This window comes from Croceitalea sp. MTPC5, from assembly GCF_036985505.1.
Classification (GTDB): Bacteria; Bacteroidota; Bacteroidia; order Flavobacteriales; family Flavobacteriaceae; genus Croceitalea.
In genome coordinates, this window is the sequence record NZ_BTGQ01000002.1 from 660,646 (window position 1) to 684,856 (window position 24,211).

Sequence of the window (24,211 nt, forward strand, 5' to 3'; positions counted from 1 at the left end):
ATTAGTAAAAAAATTCTTACGGAAGCAATCGATTTTCGATTAATTGACTTTATCCCGTAATTCTTGCCGAAGTTTTTTAGAAAGTTTGGAAACGACCAACTCATACGAATGATCTATCATTTTTTTTGTTATGGCGGGGTCTAGCTGTTCTATATAAATGGTATTCCAATGTTTTTTGCTCATATGATAACCCGGTATGACGATTCCATCATATTCTTCACGAAGTTCAATGGTCCACTCTGGATCACATTTCAAATTGATCTGTGCAGGCATCCTTTCCAACGACAATAAGGCAAACATTTTGTCCATGACCTTGAAGACCAAGGTATGTGCATCAAAAGGAAACGTTTCGGTAACCCCTTTTTTCGTTATGCAATACGACCTAATTTCTTCAACATTCATTGGTTTATACCATTGGAGTCATAGACGATCACCTTGTCCCATAAATCTTTGCATTCTTCGATGAATATGAGATGGGCCTCTTCGTCTTGGTAGTGCTGCTGTGCCTCTGCAGATTCAAAAGTCACAATCAGTGAATAGGTGAAAGATCCATCCACGACATCTCTGGTAGCATTTGGTGGTGTCCCGATAAAATTGGTTTTGGCGTACTTCGAGTTCTTTAAGAACTTTTTCAATGATCTTTCAAAACGTTCCCTATTGTTTTGGTTTACCGGGTCTTTGAACCAAAAGTAAACCGTGTGTGCGAATGCGGGATCAAAATTTTTCATTTCGTTATGATCTTGGGCCATCGTACTTAAACTCATACCTACAAGTAAAAATGTACAAATAATATTTCTCATCATTTTAATTTTCTAAAAATTGTTTTTCCCTATTGGTGATTTCCAGCGCAGAATAGTCAAGTTTCCACCCGATGGTCTCTACGATCTTCTCGATTAAGAGTACGGCATCCAATGCCTCTTTTTGAGCCGTTTCGACCAAACCACTTTCAGGGATTTTTTCCCTGATATGTTCTTTTGCTTTTTGGTTCAGCTGTGTAAGATCATCTGGCGAAAATGAATTGAACAATCCGTTCTTGATATCATAAAACTGAATGTCAGGTTCAATGGAGAGTATTTCAGGTTCTGGAAACGCTGCCAATATGATTTTTCTTTGTTCCTTATCTGCACTTATACGTAATTTTTTAAGATCATACCCTATCTGAGCCTTGGCATTTATAACCACCAGAGCTTTTTTCTTGCTACTTAAAATGTTCATAAACCCGTCTTTGATGTTCTCATATCGGTATATTTCGGCAAAATCCCCTTCTACCGAGACCAGTTTGCATACACTTTTGATCTTATCAAGAATTACGGTAGATTGGTGCTCGGTCAGTTCGCGCCTTCTTTTTTTCGTGAACATGCCGTAGACCCAATACATTAGTATTGCCCCTAAGATCAATCCTAAAAAAGCTTCTATCAAACTATCCATTTTTCTTGCCTATTTCACCCAAATGCGTAAACCTAAATCCTTTTTGGTACTTCAAACCATACCCGAAAATCCTATCCATAGCACAATGGGAAAATAAAATAATTCCTGTTAGTTGCAAAATAGGGGACTTCAATGAAACCCCAACCAGATAAAACAAGATCGCTAGACCCCTATGATGGAAAAGATTATAGGTGATTGCCCCTATCTTATTTCCAAAAGCATAGCCCAACATACCGATATCAGGCGCCAAGAGTAGTGCAAAAAACCACCACCAGGCCAACTCCATTTTCATAAATAAAAAAAAGCCCAGCAAAAATAACAGCGCCTCTTCTAATTTCAATATTACCTTCATGATCAAATAATTTTATACAATATTGGTCTACTTGGGCTGGCATCATTTTCAAAAGGGGCCACCTGCAAGTTCAAAAAATAAGTACCGTCTTCAATGGTATTGGCCACATAAACGAATTCGGTAATCGTTGCATTCAGGCGTAAGTTCCCTTGGGTATTCCAAAAGGCATTATGCCCCCGAAGTGCCCCTTCATCTTGTTCCCTATCCACCGATGGCAGATCGATCAATAAATGCTCCACATTTTTTTCCCTTAAAAAGATGACCGCTTCTTCTAAGAGATAGGGTGGATTCGTATGCGAATATTGCCTGCTTTTTTTTGAGTCTAGGTTTGGTAGGGTACGAATCACTACAGCCTTCCTTTTTTTATTCCCAAGGGCGTATTGCAGCTGCTTTTTCGAAACTACGAAATCATCATCCAGCTTTTCAGGCACCACGGTGACCAATTCGGCTAAGAAGAAGAATTTTCTCAGATTTTGGTTGACGGAATGGAAAGCTTCAGTGATATGACCGGCACATTCGGTATGGGTCACATGGGAATGCGGATTGAACCATATGTTATTAAAATTCACTGAAGACCCTTCTGAGACCTTACCAATAAAACCATCCTCTACATGTGGCTCAATTTTGGGGTGCCCCAAATACCATGCATTTACATCGCTGGGGGTACCCGTTATCGCGATTGATATGTCCAAAGGTTTCGAGAGATCTATTTTATAATTTCTTGAATTGTGTTTTATAGTTGCCTGCATGTTTACAAATTAAGCATAAAAAGATCTGCTGCTATACCGTCAGCCAAGAACTTTCCTTTCTTTGTGGTCAACAGGCTTTCATCGTCAATATAAAGCAAATGTTCTTGAATGTGCTTTTCGGCCTGTAGCATTAAATATTCTTCATACTTTTTGCCAAACTCGGCAGCTATTCTAGACAAAGAAACCCCCCAAATTGTTCGCAATCCTGTCATTACATATTCATTGTACTTGTCGGTTTTGGACAACATCTCAATTTCCATCGGAAGTTTTCCGTCGGTTATGGCTTTGATGTAGTTCGAATTGTTATTGATGTTCCAACCCCTTCTATCCCCGTCAAAAGAATGCGCTGAAGGCCCAATACCCAAATATTTTTTCTGCTGCCAATACGCCGAATTGTTCTTTGAAAAATACCCAGGTCTTGCAAAATTTGAAATTTCGTAACCAGCATATCCTATTGAAGTCAACGTCTCATTTAAGATATTGAAATGTTCTTGGGCAACTTCATCCCTTACTGGTGCTATCAATCCTTTTTCAACGAACTTGGCCAATGCTGTTTTAGGCTCCACGGTAAGTGCATAGCTAGAGATGTGCGGTATTTTAAATGATAAGGCTTTCTCAATATTGGACTTCCAGCGTTCATTTGACATATTGGGAATACCATAGATCAAATCGATTGAAATATTATTAAAATGCTTTTTCGCTTCGCGGATACATAACTCGGCCTCGAGGGCATTGTGTGCCCTGTTCATAAGCTTTAAATCTTCTTCGTAAAAAGATTGGATTCCGATACTTAATCGGTTTATAGGACCTTGGGCCAATTCATTGATCTTACTTTCAGAAAGGTCATCGGGGTTTGCTTCTAGCGTTATCTCTGCATCTGGCACTACCTCATAGTTTTCATAAATGGTATGGACCAGTTTTAGAATCTCAGATGTATTTAAAACGGAAGGGGTACCACCGCCAAAATAAATGGTCTCCACCACCTCTTCTGAAAACTCCGCTTTTCTGAGCACCAACTCTTTTGAAAGGGCTTCAAGCATTTCCACCTTTTTTTTCAAATTGGTCGAAAAATGAAAGTCACAATAATGGCAGGCTTGCTTGCAAAAAGGAATGTGGATGTATAGGCCCCCTCCGCCCCCAAAGGGGGAACTTTCTTCCTTACTCATAATTTTAGGCAGTTTTTCAACACTTGAAACACTACGATTTCTTTTTCCTCAGATCTACTACCGCAGTATTTTTTACTCCCCCTTTGGGGGCTGGGGGGCTATTCTGCTTTACAAAAGCCGCCCATCCCGAATACGATTTGCCCACCACAACCTTACCTTCATTATAAAAATGACAAACGGCAGCGGCCAAGCCATCGGTGCTATCCAAGTTCTTAGGCAGGGTTTTCAACCCTAACATACCCTGTAACATTTTGGCAACCTGCTCTTTACTGGCATTTCCATTACCGGTAATGGCCATTTTTATTTTCTTCGGAAGGTATTCCGTTATCGGTATTTGTCGCGACAGACCTGCGGCCATCGCAACGCCTTGGGCACGACCCAATTTGAGCATGGACTGTACATTTTTACCATAAAATGGTGCCTCTATGGCAATCTCATCAGGATGATAGGTGTCAATCAATTCAATGGTACGTTCAAAAATAAGTTTCAACTTGGTATAGGGATCATCATATTTTTTAAGTAGCAACTCGTTCATTTGAACAAATTGCATTTGTTTGTTGACCACTTTTATGATCCCAAAACCCATTATTGTGGTACCGGGATCAATCCCCAATATGATTTTCTCCGTTATCAAATTAGTTGTTTGTATTTAAAACCAGTGGTAGTCGAAATTTCATACTTACGGGAATACCCCTTTTTATTGCGGGAGCTACCGTCGTCAATTCCTTTAAACGATTTGAAACTTCTTCATTAAAATTCGGAATCAATTCATTGACCCTCTCATTTTCCCCTATTTTATGCAAGGTAATGAAACCATGCTCATCCACCTTAAAATCAATATACAGCGTCTCGTCAACCGTTTCTAAAACTTCAAATTCCGCATCTGAAAAAGCATTGGCAAAATATTGGAGCATGGTTTGTTGAAAACAGTCTCGCTGTTCATATTTGCTTACACCTTCATCACAATTCTCAAAAACCGGGTACGTATCGACATCGTTCCAATCAATGGTCATCAACTCTTTATTCACCTGATTCTCAGTGCGAACTTCCTTTGATTGGAATAGCTCGCACGAGCAAAAGAAAAATACTAAGAATAAAGGGATTACCTTTTTGATCACAGCCTAAAAGAATTTGGCTGAAATTACAATTTTTAGGATAAACAGATACAAACTAAAATACAAACCCAAACCTCAAATACAAACACAAAGTTCAAGCATAGGGATCAAATCAAAAACAAAACGGAAACAGGGCATGACCGAAGTTAAGGCCTGTACCTCGTACTTTTAGCATCAGTCTTTGCCAAAATGAATTTCCTCTTTCAGTTCAGTGATACGTTTTTGGGCACGTTCTTTCATAAAGGGCATCACCTCTTTAAAATCGGTAAGTAGTTTTTGGTAATAGCGTAATTTGACCTTTGGATCTTTATAGTATTCGTCAGCCAAAATACAGACTTGCCAGTAGTTGAAGGGATTCGCTTTATTTTCTTCCCAAGCCTTGGTATAATAGTCCAACGACTTTTTCAATTCTCCTTTTAACCTAGCAATACGCCCTAGGTCGCGATACTCTTCATCAAAACTATACCGTCGTTCTTCAATTGATCTTAAATAATAGGTTTCGGAACTATCCAACTTTTGTTCTTGAAAATAAACTTGAGCCAACCCTTTATAGGCGTCTGCTTGATAATCCAAGACCCTACCTAATTGCTTATAGGCTTCTTTGGCCTCTTTGTATCTCCACCTATTGACTAGGGAATAACCCAGTTTTTTGTAGATAAAAGGTTTTGTCTCTCCCAACTCCAATAGCCTCTCAAACAATGACGCAGCTTCTTCATATACCCCAGTCTCAAATTTGGTCAAAGCCTTTAAGTTAAGTAAGGCAACATTATTGGGGGCGGTTTTTAAGCCTAGCTCTATCGTTTTCAAGGCATTTGAAGGTTCTTCTATGCTTACATAATATTTGCCCAATAAATAGATACTACGCAAATGGGTACTGTCTAGGTCAATTGCTTTCTGAAGTGCCTCATTGCCTTTATCGTAATCAAGTGTAGCCTGCAAGGCCTTCCCTAGAAAGTAAAAGAACTCGGGATTCTGTGCAGTGGTCTCTGTAAGGTTTTTAAACAATGAAATCGATAATGTGTATTGCTTGGTTTTATCATAGAGTTTCCCCAACTCAAATTGGGCCAGTATGTTTTCTGGGTAGTTTTCCACCAAGCCTTGGTACTGGGCAATAGCCTTCTCATTTTTGTTTTGTGCCGCATAGGCCCTTGCGATTTGAAGATTGGCCTTTTCATCCCCAATTTTTGCATAGGCATTGATAGCCTTGGTATAATCGCCAATACGATAGAGGCTGTCCGCCATAGCAAAATCCAATGACTGGGCTCCGACTTTCGTCAATAAGAACCCTAAAAGGACTACTACATTTACCTGTTTCAAATCAATTTGTTGTTTTTTTAAGATTACTATCCCCTACCCTCTGACAGCACAAAGTTTACAGGTATTGAAAAAGGCACGTCGACCGATGTTCCGTCTTGTCTGCCCGGTTCCATTTTTGGCAATCTCTTTATGATACGTTCCACCTCATTTTCCAACAACTCGTGCGGACCTCGTTTTCTGATATTGGCAATCGAGCCATCTTTGGTAATCTGAAAGACAACACTTACCCTCCCTTCGATACCCTGCTCTTGGGCTTCAAGTGGATAGTTAAAGTGCTTTCTGATATGTTCTTGTATACGCTCTTGAAAACAGGCGCGTTTATCCGCTGCGTTCTCACAGCCCGGAAAAGTGGGGACTTCATCAATGGTCATAAAGGTGACCTCTGGTCCATTTTTACTTTCACTATTTTCTTCGATTACCGATTCAAGCCTAAAAACTATAGGTATTGAAAATGCGGTTCTTACCAGTTCCCCATCTTGACTACCGGCTTGCATCTGGGGTAAACGATTGATTATTCGTTCCACCTCATCCTCTAAAAGTCCATGAGGGCCTTTTTTGACAATATTCACGATGTTGCCATCAGTGTTAATTTCAAATAAGACATTGACCCTGCCTTGAATGCCCTGTGCTTGGGCTTCTTGGGGATAATTAAAATGCTTTCTGATATGGCCCTGAATATGTTCTAGGAAACAACTACGCCTGTCGGCAGCACCTTCACAGCCGGGAAAGATGGGAACTTGTTCAACGGTCGCAAAGGGTAGTACGTTTTGGGTAACATTCGATCTTAGACCAATGGCACCCTCAGCATCCTTTTCTTTGACTTCCATTTCACATGAAGTGTATACCAACATCCCCAATACCAAGGGCAACAACAATAAATATTTTAGTTGAAATACCTTTTTTGATTTTGATTTGCTTAACATGACGATTCGTTTTTTGATTAATGCTTTCTTAAAAAATTGGTTGACAAAACTGATGTTTTGGGTCTGGAAAACTTCTGACAATAACAATTGGTACTGCTGTTTTTTATCTTGCTTTGCCACTCGGGCATCAGCGATAAATTCGTGCAGTTCCGCCATTCTTGATTGGTACACATAGCTCAAAGGGTTGAACCAAAATACGATGCGCATCAATTCAAAGAACAAGAGATCTACAGAGTGGTACTGACGTATATGCACCAACTCGTGGGCCAGGATGTTCGCCTCTTTTTCTTTGGGAATATGGTCACCCATAAAAACATGCCTAAAAAAAGAAAAGGCCAGTTCACTTTGGGCGATAATTACTTTGGTGAATTGGGGATAATATTGTTTTCGACCTCGTCGTTTTAGTCCATTGATTTTTGACAATTTGATTATGAACAACAGGCTTGCAATCACAATTCCGATTCCAAAAACCCATTCATACCAAGCCAAAGAGGCCCAAAATCGGACTTCCTCCTTTACAATATCCGCTTGTGGCGAGTACCATGCATGAAACGCTGTTGGATATACGGCATATTCCGTAGGCAGGGTAGTTTTAAAAGCTTCTATTTTAATCCAAGGTGCTACCAAAGAGAAAACATAGGTTACCAGTAAGTAAGCACGATTCCATTGAAAGAAAGTCTCTTTTTTCAAAAAAAGGTCATAGACGAGCAAAAATGCCAGTTGAAACATTACTATTTCCAAAACGTAGGTAATCATCGCCCTTCTTCTTTAATGCTTTTCATAATTTCTTCCAATTCTTGTAGACTGATATCGTTTTTCTTCATAAAAAAAGAGACCATACTTTGAAAGGAACCCTGAAAATAGCCATCGACCAGTTTGTTCAAACTTTGGTTGCCGTATTCTGATTTTTTAACCAACGGAAAATAAATATGGCCCTTCCCCACTTTTTCATGATCTACAAAACCTTTATCCTCTAATATTCTAACAATCGTAGATACGGTATTGTATGCTGGCTTTGGTTCGGGCAATTGGTCGATAAGTGCGGCTACATTGGCCCTTTCAAGCTTCCAGAGTAACTGCATGACCTCTTCTTCCGCTTTTGTCAATCGCTTCATTCAACTAAGTTTTTAGTTTAAAGGATTTAAATATAATTAAAAAATTAGTTTAAACTAATTTTTTAGTTTAAAAATGTTTTGGTCACACCTTACCATATGTAACAAAAGCGGTATACATTTGTCTAACCAATAGCTAATTTAATATGGACATCGTTTTACTGATTTTGGGCTTTATATGTATACTTATTGGTGTATTGGGTAGTTTTTTGCCCGTATTGCCGGGTCCACCCCTTAGTTGGATCGGGTTATTATTGCTTTATTCTACCAAAGCGGTGCCTGACAATTGGTGGTTACTGGGTATCACGTTGTTCTTTGCATTGCTTATTACCATCATGGATTACGTCATACCCGCAATGGGTACCAAAAAGTTTGGTGGTAGCAAGGCAGGCATGTGGGGAAGTATTATCGGACTGTTCATCGGTTTATTTTTACCTATACCAGGTGGAATCATCATTGGGGCATTTTTAGGGGCCTTCATAGGGGAGCTTACCCAGAATACGGATCAAAAATCTGCTTTAATGGCTGCTTTTGGCTCATTTTTGGGATTTTTGACCGGAACCTTTATGAAGTTTTTGGTCACCGTGATTTATGCCGGACTTTTCATTTGGAAAGCCATTGAATACGGTGTTGAACTGTTCACTTTCAGTTGATTCCGGTGATAGCAGCCTTTTGATTTTGATTGGACACTATATTATTCCAACCACACCACTTTATCTTCTATAGGTTGGCGTACCCCCGCTTCCGGCGCTTCATCATAATAGCCCATATAGAAAAAACCCAAACATTTTTCCCCTTCGTTCAAATCAAAAAAGGCATCCATATATTTGATAAGTCCTGGTGAGCTCCAATAACTGCCAATACCCAATTCGGTACAGCAAAGCCACATATTTTGAACGGCCATTGCGGTTGCCGCCACCTCTTCCCATTCAGGGAGACTTTCGTTAGGGTCACGTTGCATACAGATGGCTATAACGGCAGCCGCCCTTGACGGATTATCCAATAACTTTTTGATTTTCAATTTCTTGGGTTTCGCTTCAACCTCTTGATATTTATTCGCCAAAAAAGTACCTAAGGCATCCTTCGAATTCCCTTGCAATACCTTAAAACGCCAAGGTTCCGTCTTTTTGTGGTTCGGTGCCCAATTGGCAGCCTCCAAAATCTTTTCCAACACTTCTTTTGAAATGGGTTTCCCATTATATTGGACAGGAAAGATGGAACGTCTTTTTCGTATTAATTCTAAAATCATAATTTCTTTGATAATCGACTATATGGTATTCGCTTTATGCCCTTTTTTCAAAAAAAGCAATTATGGTCCCATTAATAAAAATCTAAAATACAATACCGGAGTCAATTTTTAGGTCCCAACAATAAATCCAAGCAAGGTTTTAACACCGGGTTGCGGTTGTCTGCTTTCCAAACTACGGACAAAACCGCTCTTTGAGGTACTTCTTTCAATTCGATAAACCGAACCTCCATGTCAAATCCGTATTGTAAGGCGGTCGGTACAATGGCAATTCCCAATCCATTTTCGACCAACTTAAAGATGGTGTGCGCATGTACCGATTTATGCGAGACTTTTGGCGTAAAGCCGGCATCTTCGCAGATGCTCACCACGGTATCAAAATACAACGGACTGTACTCTTGTGAAAAAAGAATAAAGTCGTCATTTGCAAATGATGCCATGTTTTTGAAGGTAGCGGACTTCACTTTATGATCTTTAGGAAGCACCACGGAAAAGGTATCCTCAAAGACAGGCCGTAATTCAAGGGATTCGGGCACACGTCTCAGACGGACAAAACCAACATCCAATCGGTCTTTCAATAGGGCGTTAATTTGTGCGTTATTCGATAGCTCTTCGAGCGAAGTGTGCACCCCAGGATGGCTCTCTTTTAACCGGACCAACAGTTTCGGAATCACCTTTTGCATCGCAGAGCCCAAAAAGCCGATACGCAACTCTCCCAAATGACCGGCCCCAATTTGTTTTAATTGTTTTTTGGTTTGTTCTAAATGATTCAATAGAAACGCTACCTCGCCTTTCAGGTACATTCCAGCAGCAGTCAAGCGCACTTTCTTCTTATCCCTTAAGAACAACGGTGTTTCCAATACTTCTTCCAACCGTTTGATTTGGGTACTCAGACCGGGTTGTGAAATAAACAGTTTTTCTGCTGCCCTTCTAAAATGCAGTTCTTCGGCAACGGCCAAAAAATAATGCAGATGCCGTAATTCAATTTGATAATTCATAATTATCAATCATTATAAATATTAGTATTACCAGTTATCAAAAATAGGTTTTAATTTTAAGTATCCTAAAACTATATGCACTATGCCCAAGCAACTTTATTTTTTATGGGGCGAAGACCATTTGACGGCCCGTAAGGCCATCCTCATCGGTAAAGGCACTCTTAAGGCAGTGCTATCCAATACGACCAAGAAAAAAGTTCAGAAAAGTGCACAGGCAGTAGCGACCATCGTTGAAAAAGGCCAGCCGGTTTATGGCATAAATACCGGTTTCGGACCACTTTGTACCACTAAAATATCCAAAGAAGAAACAAAACTATTGCAGACCAACATTTTACAAAGCCATAGTGTTGGTGTTGGTGAACCGATAGCAGAAGATATCGCCAAACTAATGCTCATCTTAAAAGTACATGCTTTGGCAAAAGGATTTTCCGGTATTCGATTGGAAACCTTAGAGCGCATCATTTGGCATATCGAACATCATGTAATTCCCGTCGTACCATCCCAAGGTTCCGTTGGTGCTTCCGGAGATCTCGCACCACTTTCACACCTATTCTTACCCTTGCTGGGCTTGGGCAAGGTCAGTTATAAAGGTAAAACCATCACTACGGCAAATCTCTTTACACAAATGGATTTAAAGCCCCTTGCTCTCGGTGCGAAAGAAGGGCTAGCCCTTATCAACGGCACACAATTCATTGCTGCCCATGCCGTCAAAGTGGTGGCCAAACTGCGAAATTGCCTAAAACATGCCGATGTCGTCGCAGCGATGATGCTTGAAGGCCTACAAGGCTCTATGAAACCTTTTTATGAAGAACTTCACAACCAACGCCCGTTCAAAGGCAATCAACATGTGGCGGCACGCATTCGTACCTTGCTTAAAGGTTCGGAAATTTTAGAGGCCCATATCGATTGTGAACGGGTGCAAGATCCGTATTCCTTACGTTGTATACCCCAAGTTCATGGGGCCTCAAGAAATGCTTGGTTACATTTGAAAGAACTGCTCGAAATTGAACTGAACTCCGTGACCGACAATCCGATTATTATCAATGAGGAATTGACCATAAGTGGCGGTAATTTTCACGGGCAGCCTTTGGCTATGGCCTTGGATTATGCCACGGTGGCGGCAGCAGAACTTGGCAACATCTCAGACCGACGCATTTATCTGGCATTGGAGGGCAATAGTCCAGGGGTGCCCAAACTTTTAATGGAAAATACGGGAATCAATTCAGGGTACATGATCTTGCAGTATACCACAGCGGCACTTGCTAGTGAAAATAAAAGCCTTTGTTTTCCGGCGAGTGCCGATAGCATTCCCACTTCATTAGGGCAAGAAGACCATGTAAGCATGGGCAGTATCAGTGGTCGAAAGGCCCTACAGGTCTTAAATAATATTGAGAAAATTTTGGCTATCGAGTTATTGACGGCCGCACAGGCTTTTGAGTTTAGAAAGCCTTTAAAATCAGGAATGTTATTGGATGAAATACACCAATACCTTCGCACCAAAGTACCATTTGCGGCCAAAGACCGCGTTTTTTCAGATGATATTGAAGTTGCCATTGGTATCATCAAGAACTCGGGGATTATTGCCTTGGTCGACAAAACGATGCAGGACCATGACCTGAGATGGAATGCCCCTTACGAAGAGGAATTTGAACACTATTAAAATGAAGAATCTTAAATTGATAGGGCCTTTTACCCAGATACTCCCAATGACGGGCCTATCTGTAAAAGGTGCCTTGCAAGATGGCCAATTGACCGTCATTGACAATGGTGGAATTCTTGTCTCTGAAGGAAAAATAATCAAGGTTGGTAGTTTTGAGGACTTAATATCCGACACCGTTACCATAGAGCGTATTGAGGGGGAACAGGTGTGCTTACCAGGATTTGTTGATGCCCATACCCATATTTGTTTTGGTGGTAACCGAGCTAACGACTATGCCATGCGAAATGGAGGTAGATCCTATTTGGAAATCGCAAAGGCCGGAGGCGGTATTTGGGATACCGTAACCCATACTCGAAAAGCAAGTCAAGACAAATTGGTCAATGGTATTGTACAACGATGTCAAAAACACTTGGGCAATGGTGTAACCACCCTTGAAGTCAAAAGCGGATACGGTCTATCGGTAACCCAAGAACTCAAAATGCTCCGTGCCATTAAAAAAGGGAATGATACCGTCGTTCAAGACCTCATCCCCACCTGTTTGGCGGCACATATGAAGCCTAAAGATTGGGCCGGCACCCCTACAGCATATCTTGAGCATATTGCGAATGACCTGTTTCCTATACTGCACAAAGAAAACTTGACCCAACGTATTGACGCCTTTATCGAAGAAAGCGCTTTTTCAAAAGAAGGAATTCGACCTTATTTTGAAAACGCCAAACAAAATGGATTTGATATTACGGTGCATGCCGATCAATTTACTACGGGCGGAAGTCAGCTGGCGATAGAATTCAATGCGCTGAGTGCAGACCATTTAGAGGCAAGTACGTCAAAAGAAATTATGGCATTGGCCAAAAGTAATGTTGTTGCGGTTGCATTGCCTGGGGCCTCCCTAGGCTTGGGATGTAACTTCGCCCCTGCCCGTCAATTATTGGATGCGGGCGCTGCCTTGGCCATCGCTAGTGACCATAATCCCGGTTCAGCACCCATGGGTGATTTGTTGACCCAAGCCTGCGTACTGGGATCCTTTGAAAAGTTGACCAATATTGAGGTTTTGGCCGGTATCACTTTTAGGGCCGCAAAAGCTTTGAACCTAGGGGATAGGGGAAATCTGGAAGGGGGGAAATTGGCGGATTTTATATGCTTTCCCACAGGGAATTATCAAGAAATCACTTATCATCAAGGGCAATTAAAGCCTGGCAAGGTTTGGAAAAATGGAGTTAAGGTGGGTGATGGGTGATAATAACTAGAAAAATACAATACTAACAATGAGGCTCTCTTTCAAAAATGCTATAAAACAAGGAATTCCCAAAGAATTACCGCCACCAAGGCCCTATCCTAAAAATGGCAATCCTGCTCCCAAACGAAAGGATGTCTTGAGCGCACAAGAAAAAAAATTAGCGCTAAAAAATGCCTTGCGTTATTTTCCAACAGCATGGCATAGCGAATTAGCAAATGAATTTGCCAATGAACTTAAGGCCTATGGTCGCATCTATATGCATCGGTTCAAGCCGGAGTACGAAATGTATGCGAGACCCATCAATGATTACCCCGCCCAATCACGACAAGCAGCAGGTATCATGTTGATGATTCAAAACAACCTCGACCCCGCTGTAGCCCAACATCCTGAAGAACTGATTACCTATGGCGGCAATGGGGCCGTATTCCAGAACTGGGCACAGTACCTTCTGACCATGAAATACCTGTCTGAAATGACGTATGAACAAACGTTGCACATGTATTCAGGGCATCCTATGGGTTTGTTTCCTTCCTCAAAAGAGGCTCCTCGTGCGGTTGTCACTAATGGAATGATGATTCCTAATTACTCCAAACCCGATGATTGGGAAAAATTCAATGCCCTTGGGGTGACCCAATATGGACAGATGACGGCTGGCTCTTATATGTATATTGGTCCACAGGGTATTGTTCATGGCACTACCATCACCGTAATGAATGCCTTTAGAAAAGTGTTGAAGAAGAATGATACACCCTATGGAAAAATTTTCTTGACGGCCGGATTGGGAGGTATGAGCGGTGCACAACCTAAGGCGGGTACTATCGCAAAGTGTATCACCGTGTGCGCCGAAGTAAATCCTTCCGCTGCAAAAAAGCGACACGAACAAGGCTGGGTAGATGTTCTCGTAGATGATTTGGATACCTTGGTAAAATGGACCAAGAAAGCGGTAGTCAATAAAGAAGTGGTCTCCATAGCCTATATCGGAAATATAGTTGATGTTTGGGAACGTTTTTTTGAGGAAAAAATAGCAGTTCACCTAGGTTCTGACCAGACCTCATTGCACAATCCTTGGGCGGGTGGCTACTATCCAGTCGGCCTATCTTATGAAGAAGCCAATGTGCTCATGGTCGAAAATCCCAAAGCATTCAAACAAAAAGTACAGGCCTCTTTACGACGCCAGGTTGTTGCCATTAATAACCATACGGCCCAAGGGACTTACTTTTTTGATTATGGCAATGCGTTCTTGCTAGAGGCATCGAGAGCTGGTGCTAAAATCTATCAGGATAAAAATGGAAAAATGATAAGCTCCCCTTCACCTGGGGAAAGTGTCGGGGGATGGGCTTATCCCTCTTACGTTCAAGATATTCTCGGCCCGATGTGTTTTGATTATGGGTTTGGCCCATTTAGATGGGTCTGTGCTTCAGGTACCGCCAAAGATCTATCAAAGACCGACCAAATCGCTGCAACGATCTTAAATAGCATCAAAACAGAAGCACCAAATGAAATTCAACAACAACTACAAGACAACATCACATGGATCACAGAGGCGGAACAACATCAATTGGTGGTAGGTTCTCAAGCAAGGATTTTATACGCGGATGCGGAAGGTCGCATAAAAATCGCGGCTGCTTTTAACGAGGCGATTGCCAAAGGCGAAATTTCAGCACCCGTTATATTGGGTCGTGATCATCATGATGTGAGCGGTACCGATTCGCCCTATCGTGAAACGAGCAACATCTACGATGGTAGTAAATTCACCGCAGATATGGCCATTCACAATGTGATTGGCGACAGTTTTAGGGGCGCCACCTGGGTATCTATCCACAATGGTGGCGGTGTAGGCTGGGGTGAGGTCATCAATGGTGGTTTTGGAATGTTATTGGATGGCACGGAAGAAGCCCATAAAAAGCTACAAAACATGCTTTTTTATGATGTGAACAATGGTATTGCAAGACGTAGTTGGGCGAGAAATAAAGAAGCGATTTTTGCCCTTAAACGGGAAATGGAACGTACGAAAAACCTAAAAATCACTTTGCCTAATTTGGTAGATGACGCCCTTTTGGATAATTTGCTATAAGTATGCTAAATTACACACCCCCAACAAGAGCAAATTGGATTGGCAGAAATTCAAGCGAAGTGCTTTACTTGCATGAAAAAGTGCAATTGGTCCCGCTTTCAGAGCTTGAAAGCACCAAAAGTGCCTTCACTCTTTTAGGGTATGCTTGTGATGAAGGTGTTCATAGAAACCAGGGACGCATTGGGGCAAAAAATGGTCCGGATGCGATTCGAAAAATCTTGGCCAAAATGCCCAACCATTTAAACGAAACGACATCCCTAATCGATGTTGGCAATATACATTGTAACGATGGACGATTGGAAGCCACACAAAAAACACTTTTAAAGACAGTTACTGAATTGCTAAGGAAAAACAAACGCCCCATTCTTATAGGCGGTGGCCATGATATGGCTTATGGACATTATAATGGAATAAAGAACTATCTTCTTAGCAAAAAGAAAAGACCATCAATAGGTATTATCAATTTTGATGCGCATTTTGACTTGAGAAACGATGTCAACGGAGCCAGTTCAGGAACTCCTTTTTTTCAAATTGCAAATGAAAACGAACCATTTCATTATTTATGTCTGGGTATTCGAAAAGATGCCAATGATAAAGTACTTTTCAAGACTGCACAAGAATTTGAAGTTACTTTCGTAGACCGTAATACATTTCGCATTCAATTCTCAAAGGAAATCAATACTTGGATACGGGCATTCATGGAAAAAGTGGATCATATTTATGTTACCATTGACCTAGATGGTTTTTCTTCGGCATATGCCCCAGGGGTAAGTGCCCCGTCCCCGATGGGGTTTTCGCCTGATATTGTGTTGGAATCATTGGATACCATTATGGCCTCTAGCAAATTGATTAGCATTGATATTGCAGAACTGAACCCAAAATACGATCTAGATGGTCGCACTGCGAAGCTTGCTGCCAGCCTATTGCACAGTATTATACATGCCGAGTATCGTTGAACAAAAAAAGCCTCCCATAAGGAAAGCCTTTCATTGGTTTGCACTTTCTGTGCATCACCTGGTCTCAACAATGTTGAGACCCAACACAACGGTACAAAGATATAAAAGAATTTATTCTAATGCTGATTTTCCCAAATCAATGCTGCCGCACCACAAATAGCGGCCGTCTTATCTTCCATTCCGGAGGAGATAAGCTTCACCTTACCTCTATAGACTTCCAACAAAAACTCATTAAAAAATTTTTCCAAGGGTTCCAAGATCCATTTTCCGCTATTGGTCAACCCGCCCATCAAAACAAAAGCTTCAGGTTGGGTAAATGCGGTAAAATTGGCTAAAGCTTGCGCCATTATTTTAGCGGTATAATCAAATGCCTTGATGGCAATGACATCACCTTCTTCGGCAGCCTTGGTAATATCCTCACCGTGTAGGTCATTGTAAGCGATATTCCGAAATCGGCTATCGTCCATATATTTACTCTGCATATGCATTATCGTTCGTTTTAGGCCGGTTGCCGAAACATAGGCCTCCAATCCGCCCCGAACCCCAAGGCCAGTTAAACGCCCGTCACCTATAGTCATGTCGATATGGCCAAGCTCGCCTGCAAAGCCGTCGTAACCATCTATCAATTTGCCATTGGCCACAATCCCCGCTCCGAAACCGGTACCAAGGGTAATAACTATAAAATCGGTCATGTTTTGCCCACTTCCAAAGAGCATTTCGCCCAAAGCGCCCGCACTGGCATCATTCATAATACGCATGGGCATGGGCATCCTTTCCTTGAACTTTTCCAATAAAGGCACAGAACCCTTCCAAAGTAGATTAGCAGCATTTTCAATGGTGCCCCGTTTACTTGATGCATTGGGGGCCCCGATACCACATCCAATGATGTTAGGTTTAAAATCCAATTCGGCAATCAGATCATCAATACTTTGCTTTAGCTGATCAAGATAGTCGCCCAAATCAGGATACTCCTTTGTTCTGAAGAAGGTTTGCACAGGGCAATTCCCCTTATTATCGACCAATCCAATCTTGGTTTTGGTTCCGCCAATGTCAATTCCTATCGCTAAATCCATATGTTTGTTGCTATACCTTTAAAAGTAAATATTTTACCCAATAGTAGAAAATTAATGACCCATACCGGTCGGGTTAAATATAGTCGGCCTAAACCTATTGGGTTAACGTTATTAAAACTTTAATCTGAAAATATCACTGTACGCTCTGGATCAAAACCCTTGAGGTAAGCGACTTTTTTCGAGTTCTAAAATCAGTCTCTTTTTTAAAATCAAGATGGGTTATGACACCAAACGTACCCCCTATTTCTATTTTGTGAAGTAATTTCAACATGTTGACAAAGTCTCCTTCTAAAGTAAAATCATACGAAACGTATTTTGCGTCATCGCTTAGGAATAGGTGGGGTGTATTAAAGGTCTTTAATTTCAGTTGTCCTTTTTTTGATTCAGCGTTCAATGTTTTTAAAAAATTATTCTCTAAAGAAGTATCCGTCAAATTCATGGTCTGCAATATGGAATCGTAATACACCTGTTTTTTAGAAATTACTTGAAACTGCAACGAAACGTCTTTGTTCAAAAAAGCTTCTTTTTCCAATGATCTATACTGTTTGCGAAGCGTAAGGGTTTTTGATATCGCCGTAAGATAAGATATCAGAAAGAGCACAACTGCCCCGATGATCAATAGAAAAAAACGTCTTTTACTATTCATTGACCGTGATTTTTAGACTGAAAATCGAACTGTTCTTACTCTTAAAACCGAACGATATCGTTTCAACTTGCGACACCCATTCAAAATCTTCAAGTATTACGATCCAATTTGAAAAGGCTTCCGTATCGTTGGTCTCTCCTGAAATATATATTTCATTGAAATCTTGTGCAATGGCCTCGTCCTTCTTTATGGGCTTGGAAATAGGTTGATAGACCAAATTTTCCAACAATACCGAATTTGGAATACTTTGGGCTATAGCATCCATAAAGAGCGTGCTTCTCGAATTATTGTTGGTGAGAATGGCTTCGACCCTTTTTTCTTTTGCAATGAGGCTTTCTTTTAATCCTATCAATTTTTCTTTGTTGGTGTTGTTTGAATTCAACTCCACTTCCAGATCATTGGATTTTGTATAATAATGATTGAACACTAAAAAATTGGACAATAACAATACAAAGAAAAAAGCTACGATGGGCCACAACAGAACCTGAAAAGCCCTTGTGTACTTAAATTTTTCTTGTTGGGCGTTCAACACCCCGAGATAATTTTTTTTCGCACCTTGGTTCAGTAGATCAATAACGGCACCTAAACCTAGCAATTTGGTATGATCAACATGTAAACCATTGATTTCATAACCCGTTTTAGGGATTTTTCCTTTTTGAGGTTGAATAACAATGGTATCTTCAGATCTGCCTTTATCAATAACAAGTGTTTTGGTGGTGGTATGTATGGTATCCTCAACGAAATAGTCCAACAGGTTGGTCAACACCGAGAGCCCTATACTGTAGTTTACAACATGCAGTTTAGCACCTTCAAAGTTTTTTATAACAGCATCGATTTTAGCCTTTTCGACCAAAGCAAGATAGTGCTCTGCATGAAACGGGCCAATGTTATAATAAAATCGTTCTATAACGATATTCGGAAAAACCTGTTCAATTAACGCAGTATCATTGTACTTGGCTTGGGCCGATACCATTTTATGAAGGACATCGTCGGTATTATAGCATAAGCAAATAGGTGTTTTGGCATCTAACCCGTCGACCACATCTTGCCAGTCAGTAAAGGTATGGCTCGTTGAAATGAGCAACTCGGTTTTTGATCGTTTTACCAATACCACCTCATAATTAAGGGTACCGTTATGCTCGAAAACCTCTATCCCATAGATTTTAGACCCTATATTCAAATACGTTTTAAGTTGCTTGAACACTAGTATATTACGGTTGGTTTAATGAGGATGGTGAGTTTTTGTTTGCTGTCTTCCCTTCTTCTCTTGCTAAACAGCCATTTAATAACGGGTATTCTTGCCAAAAATGGCACACCGCTGCCCGAATCGTTTTTGACCTTTTCTTCCAACCCTCCTAAAACGGCGAGATCTTGGTTCTGCATTCTGATTATCGAACTAAACTCCCTAGAGGTCAGCCCTGGTGGGGCGTCTTCATCTATTCGTTCCCCGTTAAAGTCAGATTGGATGACATTGATATCCAAGGTAACCTGACCGTTGCCCGATACCAAAGGTTTTATACTCACCGCCAGTTCAGCATCAATGGGTTGAAAATTTCGAATTTCCGATGAGGTAGGTATTTGGGATCCAAAAAAGTTTTGGCTGGTCACCACATAATAGGTGGTTTCACCGATAGAGAGGTTTGCTCGATGTCCGTTCAAGGTTGACAATTTCGGGGTAGAACGAATTTTAATATTACCGTTCTGTTCCATCGCCTTTATGGTGGCGAAAAATTCGGGCACTACCTTACCGATATTAAAAGAACCGAAACCGTCAAAACCCCCGATGATCTTATTGACCGTTTTAGCCCCAAGCGTCAAATCGGTTTCTGGAAAAACACTCCCCTGCGTTCTAACTTCCTCATCACCGATTCCCCAGCTAATACCTGTTTCAACGGTTGCCGTTCTTCGAACCTCGATAAGCATCACCTCTATCAATACCACGGGTACGGGCCTATCTATTTCACCAATAAACTTTTTAAAGCGATTGATTTTTGAGGCAGGCCCGCTTACCAAAAAACTATTGAGCTCAAAGTCTACCCTAATATCAAGATCTGAGGTAACCTCATCGGGCAGAATATTAACTATGGCTTCTGCAGTTGAAGCAAAATCACTACCAAATTGCGAGCTTTGGGTATTTATACTACGTGTATTATTGAGGTTATTGCGACCAAGACCGTTTTGATTATTCCCAAAATTGCCTTGACCCTGAAAACCTCCGCCCAGATAATTGATATTACCCCCTACTGTTCTGCCCGCCGATCTGCCAAAACTATTGTTTTGCATCGGGTCTCCCAAAAGCTCAACAGAACGATGCATCATTTGCACCACCTCAAGTTTTCGAACACTTAATTGATCTTCCGTACCAAAAAAATAAATGTCATTTTCCTTTTTGAAGGTAAATGCGGATGCCCCAGAACCAATGCCTTGATTGTTCAATGCAGCGTTTGTATTTCTATTGTTTCTTACATTTTGGTTTGGTTGGTTATTGGCCTGTGCATTCTGGGTTCCAACAATCGTTGATTTGCTCTCAAATATCTTGGTGAGCAGTTCATCATAATAGATCTGTTTGGCCTTTATACTGGCATTGCCAGCTTCAGAAAGCGGAGTGGCGGTATAAATATCCAAATCAAGATCAAGACTAATGGCTTCAACAATCGTCGAAATAGGTGTGTTTTGAAAGTCGACGGTCAATATTCGCTTTATCGTATCAATCACCTGATAATTTAGATTATTACCAAAACCCCTGTTGTTTCTTCGTGAATTCAAGCTGGCCCCTTCATCAGGTGCAATTCTATCAAACAAGTAAAAGCCATCCCGAGATTTCGAATAGATCAAATTGTTCGTATTGGCCAGTTTTTCCATGGCAAGATCAAAGGGAACATCCTTTATATAAAATGTCAAGGGCATATTTTCCATTCCATTGTTGTGCAATAGGTTTTGACCAGAAACATCGATGATTTTTCTAAAGGCCTTCTCTAGATTATCATTGGTCAAATCCATGGATATGGTGTTGTTCACCCCATCAAATGAAACTTGGATTTCTTTCTCGACAATTTTTTTAGGCGGGGGAACGTATTTTTTTATGGATAGGATACTCCCCGTAAAATCAATATCCAAATCATATTCTTTACACAGAAAGACCAATAAATCGGCAACCGCCACATCAGAGAAATTATTGACGATGTTTATGCCTTGAAGACTTGGGTCAACATTCAGGTTTAGTTTGTGTACATCGGCAACCGCCAACAAAAAATTAGATAGTGAAACACTACTTATGTTGATATCCAACTTCAGGTTTTCTGATAGTCCGGCATTTTCAACTGCCAATGCTTCAAGGTTGTTCTGAATATTCAAGATCCTATTTTGCTTGACAGCAGTATCGCTTTCTTGGGCGTATCCAATACAAAGTGGTAATAGGAAAAGAAATAGTAGGATTTTCTTCATGGTTCTAGTTGGTTAGTAGGGCATATACTTCATCTATCGAGGTTACACCCTCTTTTATCATTCGCACTGCATTGTCTTGTAAGGTAATAATTTTATTATCTTTTAAGTAGGTATCTATTTCTAGCGAATTGTTCTTGATCTCTTTGGTCAGCGTGTTTGTTATAGGCAGTATTTCATAAATGGCCTTTCGCCCTTTATAACCGGTATGATGGCATTTTGGACAACCGATCGGAATGAAATGATCGGTCAATTTTTCACTCGTATTAAAATTCTTCGGCAGTAGCTGTTCTGAAATCCGTTCTTGCTTCTTGCAGTTGTCACACAATTTTCTGACCAATCTTTGGGCAACACTAAGATTAAGTGTGCTTGCAATCAAAAAAGGGGGTACCCCCATATCTATCAATCTCGAAATAGTGGACCAAGCAGAATTGGTATGTATGGTAGAAAGTACCAAGTGACCTGTCAGTGCTGCCCTAATCGCCATATTGGCCGTCTTTACGTCACGTATCTCGCCAACCATAATCACATCGGGATCTTGCCGTAGAAAGGTTCGTAACGACGTGGCAAAGTCAAGACCAATATTTTCTTTGAGCTGTACTTGATTAACACCTTCCAGTGTGTATTCAATAGGGTCTTCTATAGTCAAAATATTGGTCGTACTGTTGTTCAACAGTTTGAGTGTGGCATATAATGTCGTCGTTTTACCCGAACCGGTCGGACCAGAAATCAAGACAATACCATTGGGCTTCTTTATGCCCTCTTTATATGCGTTCAACTCAATGGTATCAAACCCCAAACCCTCTAAACTGAGATCTTGCGTATTGCGATTGAGAATACGTAACACAGTTTTTTCACCATATAAGGTTGGTAACGTTGACACCCTGATATCAAAATCGTCACCCATCGACTTTAGGCTTATGCGGCCATCTTGTGGCAATCGTTTTTCAGCAATATCCAAATTTGCCTTAATTTTAATTTTATTGATGATTATCGGATATTCTTTTCTGTCTATAACAAACTGTTCGACCAGTTTACCATCTAAACGAAACCGCACACGACATTCGTTCTCATAAGGTTCAAAATGGATATCGCTACTTCCGATTTCCTTCGCATTGATCAATATCTTATCCAAAAAATCCGCAGAGAAACTTAAGGCCTCTTTATCCTGTTTCGCGGCAATACGATAGTTGGCGGTTAAAAAGTTTTGTAACTCCTCGGCACCCACTTTTTCTAAACATAGGTCATATCCCATGATAATTTTCAACTCGCCCAATAAGGCTTCGGGGGTATGGGTGTCCGTTAAAAACAATAGCGTACCATCATTCATTTGTTTTGGTACGATACGATAGTGAAAAGCCTGTTGCGCCGTAATGCGTTGTATAAGGTCTTTAGATATTTTATAAGTGCTTTCCAACATTAAAAAGTATAAAGTGAAGGCGTTTTAATGAATACACTCAACCCCAATACGGTCAATACGAATAGGCTCATTAATCCTGCCAAGGGAACCGTCGCTACTTTACCGTATTTTTTCATAAAGGGATAGACCACTAAAGAGAACAACAACGAATTTGCAAACAAGACAACGAACGTCACCGTAGGGAAACCCATTGCGAAGGCATAAAAAAACAACAGGTCCCCCAAGCCAAAACTATGGTTCAAAAAAGGTTTTTGAATCCAAAGCTTATGAATCAAGAACAACAAGAGGACAATGCCCGTGACCAATAACATATTGAGCAAGATGAAATAGCCGAAAATCAGACTCTCATCCACATTCAAATAGTGGACAATGGCCAACGAAAATGCCAATAAAGGGAATAAGAACCAGAGTACCTCACGTTCTTTCAAATCTTGATAAAAGATACATACGAGCACCCCACAGGCAACTACTTTCAATAGGGAGCCCATTAGTCTTTTGTGATTTGCTTTGGATTGCCATTCTCATCGATTTCCCATACGTTCAGCACCCCATCGCCATCAAAATCGGTGATGGCTTCGGCCCTTGCCTTGAAAGTGGCATTGTCGGCACTCAGTATTTGATACACATAATTGGCGGTACCGTTCTCCTTTACCGTTTTCGGGGCCTCAAAATCAAGTTCATTGATATCGTTGGTGTATTTGCTGTACATGTACCGATGCGTGGTCTGGGCATTATAAATGGCCTTTAGCTGCACTTGGGCCTCAACACTTTTTGCCTTGGCAATCAAGGGCATCAGATTTGGCAGTGCAAGCAACAATAGAATGCCAATAATAGCAAGCACAATCAAAGTCTCTTGAAGGTTGATGGCCTTGACCTTTTTTTGAAAAAATGGGCTGTGTTTTTTCGACATATCAATTTACATTTTATCAACTAGCACTGGTTAAGGTATCATTTTTTGAGCTATTGAAAAAATGAAACGCTATTGTATTGCTACTTTCAAAACAAAAAAATCATAAGAGACTTCCGGCCTACCCTATGTGTAATTAATTTTTCGTTAAAAAAAAGTTAAATAAGTCTATTTGTAAATCATTTACAACTATTAAAAAAATGTTAATTCCCTGAAAAACAAAATATTCCAATCTCCCAAAATCATTGTTGTGCAAAAACCATATATTTTCTACGGTTTCCCTACAATAGTGGAGAAAAAGTTTTTCTTACTTTTAAAGAACGACCAATCAAATAATCTCTTTCTTAAAAAAATAGTTGCATTAACTTACATTTCAACAAAAGTTTTGATT

The 24,211-nt window shown here is 40.6% G+C and carries 25 protein-coding genes; 5 read left to right on the forward strand and 20 right to left on the reverse strand.

Going from position 1 to position 24,211, the window contains the following annotated elements:
* Positions 1-39: 39 nt before the first annotated feature.
* The 11 genes from AACM45_RS08055 to AACM45_RS08105 form a co-directional block, all read right to left on the reverse strand.
* Entirely contained in the window at positions 40-402 is a 363-nt protein-coding gene (locus tag AACM45_RS08055; protein WP_339141918.1) for an MmcQ/YjbR family DNA-binding protein, read from the reverse strand.
* On the reverse strand, positions 399-764 hold the full coding sequence (locus AACM45_RS08060) for a Dabb family protein (protein ID WP_339141919.1): 366 nt from the start codon (positions 762-764) through the stop codon (positions 399-401). Before AACM45_RS08060 ends, AACM45_RS08055 begins: the two co-directional genes overlap by 4 nt.
* 40 nt (positions 765-804) lie before the next feature.
* Positions 805-1,428, reverse strand: a complete 624-nt coding sequence (locus tag AACM45_RS08065; RefSeq protein WP_339141921.1) for a DUF4230 domain-containing protein — start codon at positions 1,426-1,428, stop codon at positions 805-807.
* Complete coding sequence (locus AACM45_RS08070; RefSeq protein WP_339141923.1) at positions 1,421-1,780, reverse strand: DUF4260 domain-containing protein; 360 nt, start codon at positions 1,778-1,780, stop codon at positions 1,421-1,423. The genes AACM45_RS08065 and AACM45_RS08070 overlap by 8 nt, the downstream gene beginning before the upstream one ends.
* 2 nt (positions 1,781-1,782) lie before the next feature.
* Entirely contained in the window at positions 1,783-2,529 is a 747-nt protein-coding gene (locus AACM45_RS08075; protein WP_339141925.1) for a cyclase family protein, read from the reverse strand.
* 2 nt (positions 2,530-2,531) lie between these two features.
* Complete coding sequence (gene hemW, locus AACM45_RS08080; protein ID WP_339141926.1) at positions 2,532-3,695, reverse strand: radical SAM family heme chaperone HemW; 1,164 nt, start codon at positions 3,693-3,695, stop codon at positions 2,532-2,534.
* A 31-nt stretch (positions 3,696-3,726) separates the two neighbouring features.
* Entirely contained in the window at positions 3,727-4,329 is a 603-nt protein-coding gene (ruvC, locus tag AACM45_RS08085; protein ID WP_339141927.1) for a crossover junction endodeoxyribonuclease RuvC, read from the reverse strand.
* Position 4,330: 1 nt separating this feature from the next.
* On the reverse strand, positions 4,331-4,813 hold the full coding sequence (locus AACM45_RS08090) for a hypothetical protein (RefSeq protein WP_339141929.1): 483 nt from the start codon (positions 4,811-4,813) through the stop codon (positions 4,331-4,333).
* Between the two features lie 171 nt (positions 4,814-4,984).
* Positions 4,985-6,127, reverse strand: a complete 1,143-nt coding sequence (locus AACM45_RS08095; RefSeq protein ID WP_339141930.1) for a tetratricopeptide repeat protein — start codon at positions 6,125-6,127, stop codon at positions 4,985-4,987.
* 26 nt (positions 6,128-6,153) lie between these two features.
* Positions 6,154-7,806, reverse strand: a complete 1,653-nt coding sequence (locus AACM45_RS08100; protein WP_339141931.1) for a M56 family metallopeptidase — start codon at positions 7,804-7,806, stop codon at positions 6,154-6,156.
* Complete coding sequence (locus AACM45_RS08105; protein WP_339141932.1) at positions 7,803-8,165, reverse strand: BlaI/MecI/CopY family transcriptional regulator; 363 nt, start codon at positions 8,163-8,165, stop codon at positions 7,803-7,805. Before AACM45_RS08105 ends, AACM45_RS08100 begins: the two co-directional genes overlap by 4 nt.
* Positions 8,166-8,308: 143 nt before the next feature.
* On the opposite strand from AACM45_RS08105, the gene AACM45_RS08110 reads away from it, so the two are divergent.
* Positions 8,309-8,815: a DUF456 domain-containing protein gene (locus AACM45_RS08110; RefSeq protein WP_339141933.1), complete on the forward strand. Its 507-nt coding sequence runs from the start codon at positions 8,309-8,311 to the stop codon at positions 8,813-8,815.
* 41 nt (positions 8,816-8,856) lie between these two features.
* Here the strand turns inward: AACM45_RS08110 and AACM45_RS08115 are convergent, their stop codons facing one another.
* Both AACM45_RS08115 and AACM45_RS08120 read right to left on the reverse strand, forming a co-directional pair.
* Complete coding sequence (locus tag AACM45_RS08115) at positions 8,857-9,411, reverse strand: nitroreductase family protein (RefSeq protein WP_339141935.1); 555 nt, start codon at positions 9,409-9,411, stop codon at positions 8,857-8,859.
* 101 nt (positions 9,412-9,512) lie between these two features.
* Positions 9,513-10,406, reverse strand: coding sequence for a LysR family transcriptional regulator (locus AACM45_RS08120; RefSeq protein ID WP_339141937.1), 894 nt, complete (start codon positions 10,404-10,406; stop codon positions 9,513-9,515).
* An 82-nt stretch (positions 10,407-10,488) separates the two neighbouring features.
* Between AACM45_RS08120 and hutH the strand changes: the two genes are divergently transcribed.
* Genes hutH through hutG form a run of 4 tightly spaced genes read left to right on the forward strand, consistent with a single transcriptional unit; the run spans position 10,489 to position 16,333 of the window.
* Entirely contained in the window at positions 10,489-12,066 is a 1,578-nt protein-coding gene (gene hutH / locus AACM45_RS08125; protein ID WP_339141938.1) for a histidine ammonia-lyase, read from the forward strand.
* A 1-nt stretch (position 12,067) separates the two neighbouring features.
* Entirely contained in the window at positions 12,068-13,303 is a 1,236-nt protein-coding gene (hutI, locus tag AACM45_RS08130) for an imidazolonepropionase (RefSeq protein WP_339141939.1), read from the forward strand.
* Between the two features lie 28 nt (positions 13,304-13,331).
* On the forward strand, positions 13,332-15,377 hold the full coding sequence (locus tag AACM45_RS08135; RefSeq protein WP_339141940.1) for a urocanate hydratase: 2,046 nt from the start codon (positions 13,332-13,334) through the stop codon (positions 15,375-15,377).
* 2 nt (positions 15,378-15,379) lie between these two features.
* Positions 15,380-16,333: a formimidoylglutamase gene (gene hutG, locus AACM45_RS08140; protein WP_339141941.1), complete on the forward strand. Its 954-nt coding sequence runs from the start codon at positions 15,380-15,382 to the stop codon at positions 16,331-16,333.
* Between the two features lie 116 nt (positions 16,334-16,449).
* Here hutG and AACM45_RS08145 read toward each other — a convergent pair whose 3' ends face one another.
* The 7 genes from AACM45_RS08145 to AACM45_RS08175 all read right to left on the reverse strand — a co-directional run bounded on the left by AACM45_RS08145 (position 16,450) and on the right by AACM45_RS08175 (position 23,823).
* Positions 16,450-17,406, reverse strand: a complete 957-nt coding sequence (locus AACM45_RS08145; RefSeq protein ID WP_339141942.1) for an ROK family protein — start codon at positions 17,404-17,406, stop codon at positions 16,450-16,452.
* 133 nt (positions 17,407-17,539) lie between these two features.
* A complete protein-coding gene (locus AACM45_RS08150; protein ID WP_339141943.1) occupies positions 17,540-18,052 on the reverse strand; it encodes a hypothetical protein in 513 nt (170 codons plus the stop codon).
* Complete coding sequence (locus tag AACM45_RS08155) at positions 18,045-19,256, reverse strand: hypothetical protein (RefSeq protein WP_339141944.1); 1,212 nt, start codon at positions 19,254-19,256, stop codon at positions 18,045-18,047. Before AACM45_RS08155 ends, AACM45_RS08150 begins: the two co-directional genes overlap by 8 nt.
* A complete protein-coding gene (locus tag AACM45_RS08160) occupies positions 19,256-21,496 on the reverse strand; it encodes a type II secretion system protein GspD (protein WP_339141945.1) in 2,241 nt (746 codons plus the stop codon). Before AACM45_RS08160 ends, AACM45_RS08155 begins: the two co-directional genes overlap by 1 nt.
* Positions 21,497-21,500: 4 nt before the next feature.
* Complete coding sequence (locus tag AACM45_RS08165; RefSeq protein ID WP_339141946.1) at positions 21,501-22,913, reverse strand: GspE/PulE family protein; 1,413 nt, start codon at positions 22,911-22,913, stop codon at positions 21,501-21,503.
* Positions 22,913-23,401, reverse strand: a complete 489-nt coding sequence (locus AACM45_RS08170; RefSeq protein ID WP_339141947.1) for a hypothetical protein — start codon at positions 23,399-23,401, stop codon at positions 22,913-22,915. The genes AACM45_RS08165 and AACM45_RS08170 overlap by 1 nt, the downstream gene beginning before the upstream one ends.
* Positions 23,401-23,823, reverse strand: coding sequence for a hypothetical protein (locus AACM45_RS08175; RefSeq protein ID WP_339141948.1), 423 nt, complete (start codon positions 23,821-23,823; stop codon positions 23,401-23,403). Before AACM45_RS08175 ends, AACM45_RS08170 begins: the two co-directional genes overlap by 1 nt.
* Between the last annotated feature and the right edge of the window lie 388 nt (positions 23,824-24,211).

Coding starts and splice junctions, on each gene's coding strand:
- AACM45_RS08060 (WP_339141919.1), bottom strand. CDS start 764: ATGAGTTTAAGTACGATGGCCCAAGATCATAACGAAATGAAAAATTTT.
- AACM45_RS08115 (WP_339141935.1), bottom strand. CDS start 9,411: ATGATTTTAGAATTAATACGAAAAAGACGTTCCATCTTTCCTGTCCAA.
- AACM45_RS08135 (WP_339141940.1), top strand. CDS start 13,332: ATGAGGCTCTCTTTCAAAAATGCTATAAAACAAGGAATTCCCAAAGAA.
- AACM45_RS08110 (WP_339141933.1), top strand. CDS start 8,309: ATGGACATCGTTTTACTGATTTTGGGCTTTATATGTATACTTATTGGT.
- AACM45_RS08100 (WP_339141931.1), bottom strand. CDS start 7,806: ATGATTACCTACGTTTTGGAAATAGTAATGTTTCAACTGGCATTTTTG.
- AACM45_RS08170 (WP_339141947.1), bottom strand. CDS start 23,401: ATGGGCTCCCTATTGAAAGTAGTTGCCTGTGGGGTGCTCGTATGTATC.
- AACM45_RS08120 (WP_339141937.1), bottom strand. CDS start 10,406: ATGAATTATCAAATTGAATTACGGCATCTGCATTATTTTTTGGCCGTT.
- hutI (WP_339141939.1), top strand. CDS start 12,068: ATGAAGAATCTTAAATTGATAGGGCCTTTTACCCAGATACTCCCAATG.
- AACM45_RS08160 (WP_339141945.1), bottom strand. CDS start 21,496: ATGAAGAAAATCCTACTATTTCTTTTCCTATTACCACTTTGTATTGGA.
- AACM45_RS08075 (WP_339141925.1), bottom strand. CDS start 2,529: ATGCAGGCAACTATAAAACACAATTCAAGAAATTATAAAATAGATCTC.
- hutH (WP_339141938.1), top strand. CDS start 10,489: ATGCCCAAGCAACTTTATTTTTTATGGGGCGAAGACCATTTGACGGCC.
- AACM45_RS08105 (WP_339141932.1), bottom strand. CDS start 8,165: ATGAAGCGATTGACAAAAGCGGAAGAAGAGGTCATGCAGTTACTCTGG.
- AACM45_RS08065 (WP_339141921.1), bottom strand. CDS start 1,428: ATGGATAGTTTGATAGAAGCTTTTTTAGGATTGATCTTAGGGGCAATA.
- AACM45_RS08165 (WP_339141946.1), bottom strand. CDS start 22,913: ATGTTGGAAAGCACTTATAAAATATCTAAAGACCTTATACAACGCATT.
- AACM45_RS08145 (WP_339141942.1), bottom strand. CDS start 17,406: ATGGATTTAGCGATAGGAATTGACATTGGCGGAACCAAAACCAAGATT.
- AACM45_RS08175 (WP_339141948.1), bottom strand. CDS start 23,823: ATGTCGAAAAAACACAGCCCATTTTTTCAAAAAAAGGTCAAGGCCATC.
- AACM45_RS08055 (WP_339141918.1), bottom strand. CDS start 402: ATGAATGTTGAAGAAATTAGGTCGTATTGCATAACGAAAAAAGGGGTT.
- hutG (WP_339141941.1), top strand. CDS start 15,380: ATGCTAAATTACACACCCCCAACAAGAGCAAATTGGATTGGCAGAAAT.
- AACM45_RS08150 (WP_339141943.1), bottom strand. CDS start 18,052: ATGAATAGTAAAAGACGTTTTTTTCTATTGATCATCGGGGCAGTTGTG.
- AACM45_RS08070 (WP_339141923.1), bottom strand. CDS start 1,780: ATGAAGGTAATATTGAAATTAGAAGAGGCGCTGTTATTTTTGCTGGGC.
- hemW (WP_339141926.1), bottom strand. CDS start 3,695: ATGAGTAAGGAAGAAAGTTCCCCCTTTGGGGGCGGAGGGGGCCTATAC.